General features: G+C 64.7%; 12 protein-coding genes. 5 read left to right on the forward strand and 7 right to left on the reverse strand.

Going from position 1 to position 12,631, the window contains the following annotated elements; all coding sequences use genetic code 11:
* Positions 1-8: 8 nt before the first annotated feature.
* Entirely contained in the window at positions 9-1,718 is a 1,710-nt protein-coding gene (locus PX52LOC_RS13565) for an outer membrane protein assembly factor BamB family protein (RefSeq protein ID WP_149110602.1), read from the reverse strand.
* 143 nt (positions 1,719-1,861) lie between these two features.
* The gene (tadA, locus tag PX52LOC_RS13570) at positions 1,862-2,359 is read right to left on the reverse strand and encodes a tRNA adenosine(34) deaminase TadA (protein WP_149110603.1); all 498 of its coding nucleotides are present in this window, start codon (positions 2,357-2,359) and stop codon (positions 1,862-1,864) included.
* 65 nt (positions 2,360-2,424) lie between these two features.
* Between tadA and PX52LOC_RS13575 the strand changes: the two genes are divergently transcribed.
* From PX52LOC_RS13575 to PX52LOC_RS43290, 3 genes are all read left to right on the forward strand, one after another.
* Positions 2,425-2,850 (forward strand): YkgJ family cysteine cluster protein, encoded by a 426-nt coding sequence (locus PX52LOC_RS13575; RefSeq protein WP_149110604.1) that lies wholly within the window; start codon positions 2,425-2,427, stop codon positions 2,848-2,850.
* 83 nt (positions 2,851-2,933) lie between these two features.
* The gene (gene gnd / locus PX52LOC_RS13580) at positions 2,934-4,391 is read left to right on the forward strand and encodes a decarboxylating NADP(+)-dependent phosphogluconate dehydrogenase (protein WP_149110605.1); all 1,458 of its coding nucleotides are present in this window, start codon (positions 2,934-2,936) and stop codon (positions 4,389-4,391) included.
* A gap of 54 nt (positions 4,392-4,445) precedes the next feature.
* Complete coding sequence (locus tag PX52LOC_RS43290; protein WP_261368398.1) at positions 4,446-4,574, forward strand: hypothetical protein; 129 nt, start codon at positions 4,446-4,448, stop codon at positions 4,572-4,574.
* 6 nt (positions 4,575-4,580) lie between these two features.
* Here the strand turns inward: PX52LOC_RS43290 and PX52LOC_RS13585 are convergent, their stop codons facing one another.
* Positions 4,581-5,882 carry a GAF domain-containing hybrid sensor histidine kinase/response regulator gene (locus PX52LOC_RS13585; protein WP_168218978.1) on the reverse strand — a complete coding sequence of 434 codons (1,302 nt, stop codon included), beginning with the start codon at positions 5,880-5,882 and terminating at the stop codon, positions 4,581-4,583.
* A gap of 243 nt (positions 5,883-6,125) precedes the next feature.
* Here PX52LOC_RS13585 and PX52LOC_RS13590 point away from each other — a divergent pair, with 243 nt between their 5' ends.
* On the forward strand, positions 6,126-7,352 hold the full coding sequence (locus PX52LOC_RS13590; RefSeq protein ID WP_149110607.1) for a hypothetical protein: 1,227 nt from the start codon (positions 6,126-6,128) through the stop codon (positions 7,350-7,352).
* A 63-nt stretch (positions 7,353-7,415) separates the two neighbouring features.
* On the opposite strand, the gene PX52LOC_RS13595 is transcribed toward PX52LOC_RS13590, so the two are convergent.
* Positions 7,416-8,480 carry a DUF1559 family PulG-like putative transporter gene (locus PX52LOC_RS13595; RefSeq protein WP_168218979.1) on the reverse strand — a complete coding sequence of 355 codons (1,065 nt, stop codon included), beginning with the start codon at positions 8,478-8,480 and terminating at the stop codon, positions 7,416-7,418.
* A 439-nt stretch (positions 8,481-8,919) separates the two neighbouring features.
* Here PX52LOC_RS13595 and PX52LOC_RS13600 point away from each other — a divergent pair, with 439 nt between their 5' ends.
* Positions 8,920-9,477 (forward strand): hypothetical protein, encoded by a 558-nt coding sequence (locus tag PX52LOC_RS13600; protein WP_149110609.1) that lies wholly within the window; start codon positions 8,920-8,922, stop codon positions 9,475-9,477.
* An 88-nt stretch (positions 9,478-9,565) separates the two neighbouring features.
* Here the strand turns inward: PX52LOC_RS13600 and PX52LOC_RS13605 are convergent, their stop codons facing one another.
* The 3 genes from PX52LOC_RS13605 to rimO all read right to left on the reverse strand — a co-directional run bounded on the left by PX52LOC_RS13605 (position 9,566) and on the right by rimO (position 12,549).
* Positions 9,566-9,778: a hypothetical protein gene (locus tag PX52LOC_RS13605; RefSeq protein WP_149110610.1), complete on the reverse strand. Its 213-nt coding sequence runs from the start codon at positions 9,776-9,778 to the stop codon at positions 9,566-9,568.
* Positions 9,779-9,829: 51 nt separating this feature from the next.
* Positions 9,830-10,897: a DUF1559 family PulG-like putative transporter gene (locus tag PX52LOC_RS13610; protein WP_149110611.1), complete on the reverse strand. Its 1,068-nt coding sequence runs from the start codon at positions 10,895-10,897 to the stop codon at positions 9,830-9,832.
* Between the two features lie 257 nt (positions 10,898-11,154).
* A complete protein-coding gene (gene rimO, locus PX52LOC_RS13615; RefSeq protein ID WP_149110612.1) occupies positions 11,155-12,549 on the reverse strand; it encodes a 30S ribosomal protein S12 methylthiotransferase RimO in 1,395 nt (464 codons plus the stop codon).
* Between the last annotated feature and the right edge of the window lie 82 nt (positions 12,550-12,631).

Here is a 12,631-nt window from a genome sequence, read left to right on the forward strand (position 1 = left end):
CGAAGTGACTACTTGACCAGCGGGTTGTCCGTCACACCGGTGGGCATCGGCGGGTTCGGATCGGCCTTCCTGAGAATCGTCGGGTCGATCTTGTGCAGCGGCGGGACGACCGACATGGCGGTGGCGTACTTCGCGGCCTTGTCCCGCAGGCAGATCAGCAGGCCCGTGTCCGACGCCATGAAGAGGCGGTCCGTCTGATCGTTCGTGGCCTGCACGGTGAAGCCGCTGAGGTTAATCGCCCCGATCTGAATGGCCCGCTTCGAGGCGAGGTCGGTCACGCGGTTCTTGTCGTACACCCGCACGATGCCCTGTTTGTCGCGGACGTACACGACCTCTTCGGTCGCGCCGAGAATCGTGTCGGCAACGTCGTCGGTCCGCCAGATCACCTCGCCCGTCTTGCGGTCCACGCGGGCCACGCCGGACGTGTCGCCGCCCTGGTAGACCGAGTCCTTCGTGAGGTACGGCTTCCGGTTCATCGCACCGCCGACGTTCGACCGCCAGTTCAGTTTCGCGACCGACCCGCCGCCGCTGGTCATGTCGATCGCCAAGAGGTTGCCGTCCACGAGCGGGAAGTAGGCCACGTCTTCCGCCTGCACCGGCTGGGCGGCCGGCAGGTTCGGGATGCGGGCCGAGACTTGCAACGCCCGGTCTTCCTTCAAGATCGCCTGAAGTTGCGGCGCGTCGCCGGACATCCAGACGCGGAAGTTCGTCGTCAGCGGGGAGTGCGTCAGCCGGACCGACGACCCGATGACCCACCGAGCTTTCGGTTCCAACCCGCGTGGCAGGAGGCTCGACCGTTCCAGCACCCCGGCCACCGACGGCGGGATGGCGCTGATCGACGGCGTCCGCTGAATCTGGGCCCCGGTCGGGTCCTGGATGCTGTACGGCTGGCGGAGGCTGTGGACGGTCGAAAGGGAGTCGGACTTAACGAGGTACTTGCCCCGCTGGTCGAACGCGGTGTACGGCGGCCGGACCGAGTTCGGGATCGACAGCGAGGGCGATCGCTGGGCGCCGAGCGTCCCGGCCGTGCCGCCGACGTTCGCCCCGACGCTGACCTTCGGCTCGTCGAACACCGGCTGGGTGAACGGGATGTTGCGCGACGTACTCGGGTACCGGGTCGCGACCACGTCGGCCGGATTCTTGCCGGTGAGGCTCACGACCCCACCGGTGGTCGCATCGGCCTTCGCCCGGTTCAGTCGCTCGGGCATGCTCACCGCCTGGGGCAGGGCGTAGGCCGTCACCCGTTGACCGTTGAGCGCGAGGTAGATGGTGTCAAGGTCCATCGTCGGCGGGGCCGACGGCACGAGCGGCAGCTTGTACTTGAATTCCTGCAGGCCGGTGTAGCGGTCCAGGAGGTACATCGTGGCCAGGTTCGTCGCCACGACGTAGCGGTCGTTGACGGCCACGTCGTGGAGTGGGACGTTGGCGGCCTCGTACTTCAGCGTCCACTGCTGGGCACCTGTCTTCGCGTCGAGAGCGATCAACACGCCCGACCGCGTCTGGATGAACATCTGGTTGCCGTCCGTGACTTGAATCAGGCCGACGGCGTCCTGCCGGTTAATCAGCGGAATCGCGGTGGTCCACTCGGTCCGCAAGTTCACGACGTCAAGGCTCGCATTCGACGGCGGGACCACCCCGGACGACGGCGATTGCCCGCGGGAGTCGGCGGCCGCCCCGGCGAAGAGGGCACCGATCAAGAGCTTCGTAAGGAACCGCATGAACGAGTCTCCGGGTGCGGACCGCGGTACGGATTTCGGCTGTCGTTACTTTAACGCGCCAACCTGAGAAGAGTTGGCGAAGCGAGTCCGCGACCGGGCAAACCGGCGGCGACGGGAACGGTTGTGCCGGTCGCACGGGCGGGTCACTTTTTCCCGAGGGCTCGCTTTCGCGCGAAGAAATCGCTGAGGGCTCCGGCGCACGCTTCCCGCATCACGCCGCCGAGGACCGTGCAGCGGTGGTTCAATCGCGGGTCGGTCGTGATCTGGTAGAGCGTGTGGCACGCCCCGGCTTTCGGGTCCGTGCAACCGTAAACGACCACCGGCAGGCGGGCCTGCACGATCGCCCCCGCACACATCGGGCACGGTTCCAGCGTCACGTACAGGAAGCAGTTTTCCAACCGCCACGACCCGAGCGACGCGGCCGCCTGCGTCAGCGCGATCATCTCGGCGTGGGCCGTCGGGTCTTTGAGTTGTTCCCGCTGGTTGTGGGCGCGGGCGATCACGCCCCGCTCGACGTGGACGATCACCGCCCCGACCGGGACTTCGTCCTCGGCATCGGCCTGGCGAGCCTCTTCCAGGGCCATCTCCATGTGGAGCAGGTGAACCGGATTCCGCGGGTCGGTAAAGACGAGGTCGAACATGAAGGAGATTCTACCGGCCGGCGGGCGTGTACAACAAGTGAAAGCTCCTTCCGCCGAGGTTCACCATGCCCGACAACGCCGACGACCAGCCGTGGTACCAGGACGGCCTCCGCTTCACCTGCACGCAGTGCGGCAAGTGCTGCACCGGCGACCCCGGCTTCGTGTGGGTGGACGAGGAGGAACTCCGCAAACTCGCCGCGTTCCGGGGCGAGCCTCTGCGGGAGTTCGTGCCGCTGTACACCCGCAAGGCCCGCGGCAAGGTGACGCTCCGCGAGAAGGCTAACGGCGACTGTGTGTTTTTCGAGGCCGGCCGCGGGTGCACGGTCTATCCCGTGCGGCCGAAACAGTGCCGGACGTGGCCGTTCTGGGAGAGCAACCTCGAATCGCCGGAACAGTGGGAGCGAACCGAGTCGATCTGCCCCGGCAGCGGCCAGGGGGAGTTGATCCCGGTGGAAGAAATCGTGAAGCGGATGAAGATCGTCAAGATGTGAGCCGCCGTCTCCCCCCGCGGCACGCACCTCGTAAGATGCCCCTCAGTCTCTCATTCCATCTTCCCTCAGAAGGTAGTCGAATCATGTCTGCCACCGCCGACATCGGCCTCATCGGCCTCGCCGTCATGGGCGAAAACCTCGTGCTCAACATGGAAAGCCACGGCTACACCTGTGCCGTGTTCAACCGCTCCACCGATAAGGTTGACGCCTTCGTCAACGGCCGCGGGAAGGGGAAGAAGTTCGTCGGCGCGCACAACCTCAAGGACTTCGCCGCCAGCCTGAAGCGGCCGCGGAAGGTCATGATGATGGTGAAGGCCGGTAAGGCCGTCGACGACACGATCGACTCGGTGCTGCCGTACCTCGAAGCCGGCGACATCCTCATCGACGGCGGCAACACGCACTTCCCGGACACCTCCCGGCGGATGAAGGCGCTGAAGGAAAAGGGCATCTTGTTCGTCGGCAGCGGCGTGAGCGGCGGCGAAGAAGGCGCGCTCAAAGGCCCGAGCATCATGCCGGGCGGGGCGGCCGAAGCGTGGCCGGCCGTGAAGCCGATCTTCCAGGCGATCGCCGCGAAGGTCGACGGCGGCACGCCGTGCTGCGACTGGGTCGGGCCGGAAGGGGCCGGGCACTTCGTCAAGATGGTCCACAACGGCATCGAGTACGGCGACATGCAGTTGATCTGCGAAGCCTACTCTCTCTTGAAGAACGTCGCCGGACTGAGCAACGACGAACTCGGCGAAGTCTTCAGCGAGTGGAACAAGGGCAAGCTCGACAGCTTCCTCATCGAGATCACCGCGGACATCCTCAAGTACAAGGATCCGGAGACGGGCAAGCCGCTCGTGGACTTCATCCTCGACAAGGCCGGGCAGAAGGGCACCGGCAAGTGGACGGTGGACGCCGCGACCGAGCACGGTACGCCGCTGACGCTGATTAGCGAGGCCGTGTTCGCCCGGTGCCTGTCGGCCCAGAAGGACCAACGGGTCGAAGCGGCGAAGGTTCTCAGCGGCCCGAAGCCGACGTTCAGCGGTGACAAGCAGAAGTTCATCGACGCCGTCGCCGACGCACTCTACGCCAGCAAGATCATTAGCTACGCCCAGGGGTACGACCTGATGTCGGCCCAGGCCAAAGCCCTCGGCTGGGAACTCAACAACGGCGGCATCGCCCTCATGTGGCGGGGCGGTTGCATCATCCGTAGCCGGTTCCTCGGCAACATCAAGGAAGCGTTCGACCGCAACCCGAAGCTGGTGAACCTACTCGTCGACCCGTTCTTCGCGAAGGAAGTGCAAGACGCCCAGGCCGGCTGGCGGACGGCCCTGGCGGCGGGCATCACGAACGGCATCGCGATGCCGACGATGACCTCGGCCCTCAGCTACTTCGACGGCTACCGTACGGCGAGCCTGCCGGCGAACCTGCTGCAAGCTCAGCGGGACTACTTCGGCGCCCACACCTACGAGCGGACCGACAAGCCGCGGGGCGAGTTCTTCCACACGAACTGGACCGGCCGCGGCGGCAACACGACGAGCAAGGCGTACAACGTCTAATCGCGGAAGCCGTGCGACCGACAGCCCGCGGGGCGAGCAAGGGAATACGTTTCCTTGCTCGCCCCGCGGGCTGTTTTCTTGTCGCCGGGTTGGTACGTCAACGTGCCGCTGGACGTGAGCTACCAGGCGTCGTGGGAGGTTCTGCCGCCGATCCTCCGGAATCGCGTGCTGATTCCGGTCTAGTTGCGGTTACTCCGGCGGTAGCGCGGCGTACTCGGTCGTCTCGCCGCTGCTCGCCCCGACGCGGGGGAAGAACGCCCGGACGGTGGTGCCCTTGCCCACGGCGCTCTCGATCCGCACGAACCCGCCGGCCCGGTCCACGGCCCGCCGGACGACGGCTAGGCCGACACCCGTCCCCTTGGACTTCGTCGTGAAGAACGAGTCGAACGCCCGCCGTCGCGTCGAGTCGTCCATCCCCACGCCCCCGTCGGCCACCTCGACCATGACGTAGTGCCCCGGCACGCCCGTCCCCGGGTCGATGCGAACCGGGGCAATCCGCATCCGGATTTCGCCCCCGCCGGGCAGGGCGTCGCGGGCGTTCACGACGAGGTTCAAGAGGAGGCGGGTGTACTGGCTCCGGTCGATCAGGACCGTGCCGACCGCCGCCGGGCGGGCGTACCGGAGCGAGTGGCGGTCGCCGGTAGCGGCCCGGAGGACCGGGAGGAACTGACCCGTCGCCGCCGACAGGTCGATGACCGCCGGGGGGTGGTTCGAGGGCCGGGCAAAATCCATCATCTCGTTCGCAAGATCAACGCCCCGGCCGGCCGCGGCGACCATTCCGTTCAACATCTCTCGGGCTTCGGGTGCCAGGTCATTCCGGGCGGCGAGTAGATCGCCGCCGCCGACGACCACGCTGAGCAGGTTGCGGAAGTCGTGGGACAGGCCCGCCGCCATCTGCTCTAGGGCTTCCGCCTTCTCCACCATCGCCAGCCGCGGGGCCTGAGTCCGCAGGGCCGCTCTTAGATCCGCCACCTCGGCCGACTGGATCCGCAGGCCCAGGATATCGGCCACCGATCCGGCGAAGTCGCGGTCCTCGGTCGTCCACTCCCGCGGTGGCCCGACGTGCTCGTGGCAGACGACCCCGGCCAGTTCCCCGTCGATGAAGATGCCGGCGTCGAGGATCGAACTGATGCCGAGCGGCATCAGGTACGCGGCGGCCAGTTCGGCCGTCCGGGGATCGGTGGCGGCGACCTCGGCCGGCACCGCCTTGCGAATCGTCAGTGAGGAAAAATACGCGGGAAAGTCGGCCACCCGAATGATGGCCCCGGCGGAGTGTTCGCGGGTGGAGCGTTCGTACAAGTTGGCACACCGCATGGCCGACCGTTGGTCGATGTACAGCCACACCCCGACCCGCGCCACCCGGGCCGCGTCCGCGACGATCTCGCACGCCCGCGCGAACACCTCCGCCAGTCGCATCTCGGCGGGAAGTTTGGTGAGCGTCAGGCGTGCGGCCTCACTCGGCCGTCGTGGCTCGGGGTGGGTGAACGACATCAGTTCCTCCGGACGGGTGAGGCGTACCCTGACCAGATTAGTACGACGGCACGACTGTTCTGTTCTTCCCGACACTTTACCCGAGAAAGGGCATTCCCGAAAGCACTTTCCCGCCTTTGTCATGCGGCGGGGCAAACGGCCGCTTGCAGTCGAACATTTCCAGTTGGCGTGGTCGGAGTTTGGTGGCAGTCTATAATTGGTTGGAGTAACTCCGCCCTCGTCCATCCCCTCGGAACCGCCGCCATGACTCGCCATGCGGCCGCGAAACTTTTTCTAGTCGGTTCGCTCGCCGCGGGCTTTGCCCCGCGCCTGCCCGCCATCGACCCCGACCCGTCCAAGCTCGCCCCGACGCGGGAGCAGGCGACCCGCGCGCAGGAACTCGTGGCGAAGCTCGGCGACCCGGTTTTCCGCATCCGCGACGACGCCACCCGCGAGTTGCGGAAGTTGGGCCGGGCCGCTCTGCCGGTCCTGAACGACACCCTCAACACGACGCCCGACCCGGAAGTCCGCGTCCGCTGCGAGACGTTGCTCCCGGCCATCGAGACGGCCGACCTGAAGGCCCGCCTGGCGGCGTTTGTTTCCGATGCTGACGGGAAGTACGACCACAAACTGCCCGGCTGGGGGGCGTTCCGCACGATCACTGGCAACACCGCCGACGCGCGGACACTCTTCGCTGACGCCTGCCAGTCGAAGGACAACGTCGAAGTCCTCCAGGCCCTCGGGTCGCCGAAAGAGGAACTTGAAAAGGTCGTGCTGAACCGGCGGATGCTGCTGTACAACCAGTCCGTTCGTTACTCGCCCAACGGCGTCCGCACGCCGGCCAGAACCGGGGACGTGGTGACGCTCCTGTTCGCAGAGGCGACGGTTTCGATCGCCAACCGGAACTACTCCTACGCCATCACGAACTTGCTCAGCCAGCCGACCGTCCGCGAGGCGGTCACGGCCGAGACGGGCGAACCGTTCCGCAAACTGCTCGCCCACTGGATGGACTCGCGGACTAACTACCTCGAAATCTACCAGGCGATGAACCTGGCCGGGCAACTCAACCTCAAAGACATCCCGGTCACGAAGTACGCCGAGAAAGTGCTGGCGACCGAAACCTCGCCGGTCATCTACCGGATGTACGCGCTGACCACGACGGCCCGCGTTGTCGGGGCTGACGGTTTGCCGACACTGGCGAAGGCGATGGACGACAAGACGAAGTACGCGGTGAACTGGATCGTGAACAACCAGCGGACGGTCCACGAGGTCCAGGTCCGGGACATCGCGCTGGTGATGAGCCTGTTGGTGACGAAGCAGAAGCCCGAAGACTATGGCGTGGAAGTCAAGAATTTGACCGCCCAGAACCTCAACGACGCCCTCAAATTCAGCTACATGTACTACGCATTCGCGGACGACAAAGCCCGCGACGCCGCGTTCGCGAAGTGGAAGCAGTACCAGGCCAAGCAGCCGAATCCGGCGAAGAAATAAATGAACCCGGCCGGCCGGGTCTTACCCGGCCGGCCGTCATTTTCACTGCACCTCGTCGACTAATTAATTGTCCAGGCCATTCGTCTCGCCGCCGCTCGGCGTGATGGCCGCGTAGAAACTCAGCGGGGCGATGGAAGCATTAACCGTCCGCACCGTTCCGTCGCCCATCGCGGTGAGCATCACGCCGGTGTGGGCCGATTGCGGCACCGACGGCAGGCACGCCGTCTTGCTCGGGGCCGCCTGGAACACGGGCGTGGGGTTGTTCACGGTACCGCCGCCAGTATTCGGCGTTCCCGTGCCCGTGACGCCCAGCACCGAACCGCTGGTCAACACGGCCGGCGTATTGGGCATGAACTGGCCCGTGCCGGACGCCGCGTTCGCAGTCGGTTGTGCCCACACGAAGGCCGGCGTCGCCGCGAACGGGGACACGACCGTCCCGTAGGTGCCCAGCGCCCACAGGTTCGGGGTGCCGTTACAATCCATGTACCGCTCGGCGAACATGATCGTGTTCGACGTGCCGTCGGTGTTCAGGCTCGTGGGGAACGTCGGCCCGGTCTGGCCGAACAGCACGCCGTTGGCGGCGTAACTGATGGGCGTCAGCGTGGTGGTCACGGCCGTCGCCGTCACACCGTTGCTAGTACCACCGCCGACCGCGACGGAGTAAGTTTGGTCGCCGCTGCTCCCCGTGGGGTCCGATGGGCAGATTAACGTGGGGATTTTCTTGGTCGAGCCGGTCGCCGGCGTCACCGCACTGACGTAGCTGGTCGTACACGCCGTCGCCGCGGCCGTGGTCGTGCCGGTGGTGGGGACGTATAGGTTGTACAGACTGCCTTGTTCGATGTACGGCAGGACGCGGAAGTAGATCGAGTGGAGGCCCCAGCCGGTCGCGTTCCACTTGTTCTGAAGGCCGACGTCGCGAATCACCGGCAGGGCACCGTTGTTGGTGTCAGCGTAGCCGTGGACTGCGAGGGCCAGTTGCTTCAGGTTGTTGGAACACTTCGAGCGGGCCGCGGCTTCGCGGACCTTTTGCACGGCGGGCAGCAGCAGGCCGATGAGGATCGCGATGATGGCGATCACGACGAGCAGTTCAATGAGCGTAAAGGCGCGGCGGGAACGAGACCCAAGCATGGGCTTCCTCAGAATGGGATCGGTTGAGTTCGGTGGGAGGGGTGGAAAATGTTCTTGAGAGAGTGTTCCGCTGGCGAGAAGCGAAACGGAGAACAAATTCGCGATGGGGAGTATTGCTATCCTACGCGGTGAGTTGGTCATCGCATAGGCTTCTCGGCTGATTTTTACGAGATCCGTCCGTTGCGCGGAGTCCGGGTCGACAGGGCTGCGGATTTATCGGACACATCGTGACGACCGGAGTGGCTACGGCCCCACTGCGTCGAAATTGACACATGATCAAGACTTAAGATGTTCTCGCTTTCGCGCGTAAGATTCTCGCCGCAATCGGGTATGTTTTCCTGGTCATGAGCTTTCTGCTGGTGGCCATCGGCCTACAATGGCCCCGACCTATCGCCGGTGGTGGGTCGTCGATTCACTCTCTCGTTCTGAGGACTCCGAAATGCGGAAGATGATGTTCGCGGCCGCTCTGGCCGTCGCGGCGGTTGTCGGCGTGGCCTTTGCCGACCACGTCAAGTCTGGCCCGCAAACGGGCGACACGGTCCCCGGCCCCTTCCACCCGCTCAACATCAACGGCGACTCGGCCGGCGAAAAGGCCTGCATGTACTGCAAGCACGGCGACAACCCCGTGGCCGTGGTCTTCGCCCGCACGGCGACCTGCCCGCAAACCGCCAAGCTCATCAAGAAGCTCGACGAAGTAACGGCCAAGCACGCGGACGCCAAGATGGGCAGCTACGCTGTGTTCATGAGCGACGACGACAAGCTGCCGGCCGAACTGAAGAAGATGGTCGAGAAGGAAGGCCTCAAGAACCTGACCGTGACCGTGGACAACCCGGCCGGCCCGGAAAAGTACAAGATCGCGTCGGACGCCGACGTGACCGTCCTCCTGTACACCGACCACAAGGTCAAGGCTAACTACAGCTTCAAGAAGGGTGAAATCAAGGACGCCGACATCGAAAGCATCACGAAGGACGTCTCCAAGATCGCTCCGAGCAAGTAAGTCACCGGCCTAACGAGAACGAAACAGCAACGCCGCCGGGGATGTCCCCGGCGGCGTTGCTGTTGGTCGGCGATTGTGGCCCCGACACTCAGTTCTCTGTCACCAGAGATTGTGGTGCCTGCTTCTTTCCTTTAACAACAACCGGCTCAACCGTATTGGGGTCCGGCCGGCTCATGGTGCGGAGGGCTTGCTTGGAGTTGGCTTCGATCTTGGGGTTCGCCGCCTGGCTCGAATCCCCACACCCGGCCGCCAGGCCCAAGAAAGGAACCGCGGCCAAGAGGAAGATGTTCGGAAGTTTCATGGTGTGACTCGCGAGTGTAAGAGGGTATTTCATTTCGTGCGGCGGTACGTCTTATTCGAACGTCGCGACGGCCCCGTCGCTGATACCGCAGATGTACACGTAAGTCGTGAAGTCCATCGTCGGCGAGAGGTTCCGCACCGAGCCGTCGCCGAAGACCACGTTGATTCGGTTGGTCGTGTGGAGGCTGCCCGGCAAGCCACGCCCGAAGCCCTTACCGTCGCTGGAGAAGTCGCAGTTGCCGTTCGTCCGGTCGGGGCACATGCCGAAGGCCGAGAGCTGGCTGGTCATGCCGATCGAGTTCCCCCACCACCCCGAACCGGGCATGAGGCCCCCGATCGACTCCAGAAACGCGACCGTGTTGCTCGTCCCGTCCGTGACCTGGACCATCCGCGTCTTGGACTTGAACGTGAACAGGCCCGGCAGGTACGGCCCGTCGGACGGGGCCATGAGGTAGCCGCCCATCGGGATGTAGTTCGTCCGGCCGTAGGCGACTTGCGTCGTTGCTCCGGGCGTCCCGGCCACGCCGTACGGGTAGTACGGGATCAGGCTCGAAAAGCCCTCGGCCGGGTTGAAGTCGGTGTTCTTAAAATCGCGCCCGGCCACGCCGCCCGTCTGGAACCGCACCACCCCGGTTTGGCCGCTCGCTTGCGGGTCGGCCGACGGGCAGGTGAAGACCTTCAAGTCCGGCGTTAGCGGGTACGTGCCCGTTGCCGGCGGCGTCCCGATCGCGGCCACACTCTGGGGGACGTTCAGCGGGTCGCGGAAGTACATCCCGTAAGTGTTCGGCTGGGGGCTGGCCGCGTTGTACGGTCGGATTTGATAGGCCGAGAAGAGCGATTGTTGCTCCACGTACGGCAGCAGGTAGATCAGCGGCCCGGCCATTTGAGGGTCGGCCCCCGGGGGCAAGCAGCCGTAGGTCGATTCGTAATTGTTGAACGCCAGACCGATCTGCTTCAGGTTATTGGTGCAGGTCGCCCGGGCGGCGGCCTCCCGAACCTTCTGCACCGCGGGCAGTAGCAGGCCGATGAGAATGGCGATGATCGCGATGACCACCAGCAACTCGATCAGAGAAAATCCAGACCGACTGGGCAACTCACGCCAGCGACCGCGCGTGGTCATAGTCAAAACCTCGGACAGAAGTTCCAGAACCCAGGAGAGCCGGGACGGAATCGACTTCTGCTATCGCAAGCGACCGACGGTCCTTGGGCGAGTCAGAAGGTACGGATTCCTAACACAGCAACCTGGGCCGAGCAAAAAGAACTCGTGGAATGTTGATCGAATATTGGAGTGGATTTTTGCCCGGGAAGAGCAGCTACCGCAACACTTCTCCGGGCATCTCAAATTGCAGACTGAGGTGCGAAAAAAAGCAGCGTTACTTACCACGGACTGCCGACGGCACGGCCGGTGAGGTCGTAATCGTCGGCGCTCGTCACCTTGACCTTCGTGAAGTCGCCGGGGCGGAGGTTCTTGGCCTTCACGCGGATCTCGCAGTCGATGTCCGGGCTGTCGGCGGTGGTGCGGCCGCGGACGTGGTTCGCGAACTCCGGGTCCGGGCCGTCCACGATCACCGTCAGTTCTTTCCCGACCTGCTTCGCCGCGTAGTCGAAGGCGATGGCCTGTTGCAACTCCATGATGCCGGCCACGCGGGCTTGCTTCACGTCGTCGGGGATGTGGTCGTCGAGTTTCTCGGCCGGTGTGCCGGGTTCGAGCGAGTACGGGAAGACGCCGAGCCGTTCGAACTTCTGTTCGCCGACGAACGCCTTCAGTTCCTCGTACTCGGCGTCCGTCTCGCCGGGGAAGCCGACGATGAACGTCGTCCGCATCGCGAGGTTCGGGATCGCCTTCCGCATCCGGGCAAGCAGTTTCTCGGTGGCGTCGCGGTCGACGCGGCGGACCATGCGCCGCAGCACGCGGTCATTGATGTGCTGGAGCGGCATGTCGATGTACGGGATGATCTTTTTCGCGCCGGCGAGCGCGTTCAGCACGTCGTCGCCGATGTGCTCAGGGTAGGCGTACAGGACGCGAATCCACTCAATTCCCTTCACGCCGTCGAGTTGCTTCAGCAACTCGGCCAACCGCGTGCGGCCGTACAGGTCCATGCCGTAGTAGGTCGTGTCCTGGGCGACGATGATGAGTTCCCGCACGCCGTCGGCGGCGAGTTCGTTCGCCTCGCGGATCACTTCTTCCATCGGCTTCGTGACGTGCTTGCCGCGCATCTTGGGGATGGCGCAGTAGGTGCAAAGGCGGTCGCAGCCCTCGCTGATCTTCATGTAGGCGTAGTGTCGTGGCGTGATGCGCAGGCGGGCGGTGTCTTCGAGTGCCCGCACCGGGGCCGGGCGGAACAACGACCGCTGCTCCTCACGATGCTGAACGGCGCGGTCCACGACTTGGGCGATGTCCTCGCGGCCGAACACGCCGACGATCTGATCGACCTCGGGCACGGTTTCGAGCAACAAATCCTTGTGCCGTTCCGCGAGGCAGCCGGCCACGACGACTGAACCGACGCGGCCTTGTTTTTTGAGTTCGAGCATCTCGCGGATAACGCCGAGCGATTCCTGTCGGGCCGGTTCGATGAACCCGCAGGTATTCACCACGACCACGTCGGCCCCTTCGGTCGACGCCTGGAAGGCGTAGCCGTCTTGGGCGAGTTTGCCGAGCATCCGTTCGGAATCGACGGTGTTCTTCGGGCAGCCGAGGCTGATGAAGGCGTAGCTCCCCTTCGGCGTGACGGGTGCGGCGGTGGCGAGCGGCAGACTTTTCGTGATGGCCATAGCAACGCAGACGAGGTACGGGCAAAGTTCGAACTGTTGTTATACAGGCCGGGCCGGCGTTTTGCATTTTTCATTTCGCTTT

The organism is Limnoglobus roseus, from assembly GCF_008254045.1.
Taxonomy (GTDB): Bacteria; Planctomycetota; Planctomycetia; order Gemmatales; family Gemmataceae; genus Limnoglobus; species Limnoglobus roseus.

Excerpts from the sequence above, each read along its gene's own strand:
- gnd (WP_149110605.1), top strand. The coding sequence starts at position 2,934 with ATGTCTGCCACCGCCGACATCGGCCTCATCGGCCTCGCCGTCATGGGC.
- PX52LOC_RS13600 (WP_149110609.1), top strand. The coding sequence starts at position 8,920 with ATGCGGAAGATGATGTTCGCGGCCGCTCTGGCCGTCGCGGCGGTTGTC.
- PX52LOC_RS13605 (WP_149110610.1), bottom strand. The coding sequence starts at position 9,778 with ATGAAACTTCCGAACATCTTCCTCTTGGCCGCGGTTCCTTTCTTGGGC.
- PX52LOC_RS13590 (WP_149110607.1), top strand. The coding sequence starts at position 6,126 with ATGACTCGCCATGCGGCCGCGAAACTTTTTCTAGTCGGTTCGCTCGCC.
- tadA (WP_149110603.1), bottom strand. The coding sequence starts at position 2,359 with ATGTTCGACCTCGTCTTTACCGACCCGCGGAATCCGGTTCACCTGCTC.
- PX52LOC_RS13575 (WP_149110604.1), top strand. The coding sequence starts at position 2,425 with ATGCCCGACAACGCCGACGACCAGCCGTGGTACCAGGACGGCCTCCGC.
- PX52LOC_RS13585 (WP_168218978.1), bottom strand. The coding sequence starts at position 5,882 with ATGTCGTTCACCCACCCCGAGCCACGACGGCCGAGTGAGGCCGCACGC.
- PX52LOC_RS13565 (WP_149110602.1), bottom strand. The coding sequence starts at position 1,718 with ATGCGGTTCCTTACGAAGCTCTTGATCGGTGCCCTCTTCGCCGGGGCG.
- PX52LOC_RS13610 (WP_149110611.1), bottom strand. The coding sequence starts at position 10,897 with ATGACCACGCGCGGTCGCTGGCGTGAGTTGCCCAGTCGGTCTGGATTT.
- rimO (WP_149110612.1), bottom strand. The coding sequence starts at position 12,549 with ATGGCCATCACGAAAAGTCTGCCGCTCGCCACCGCCGCACCCGTCACG.
- PX52LOC_RS13595 (WP_168218979.1), bottom strand. The coding sequence starts at position 8,480 with ATGCTTGGGTCTCGTTCCCGCCGCGCCTTTACGCTCATTGAACTGCTC.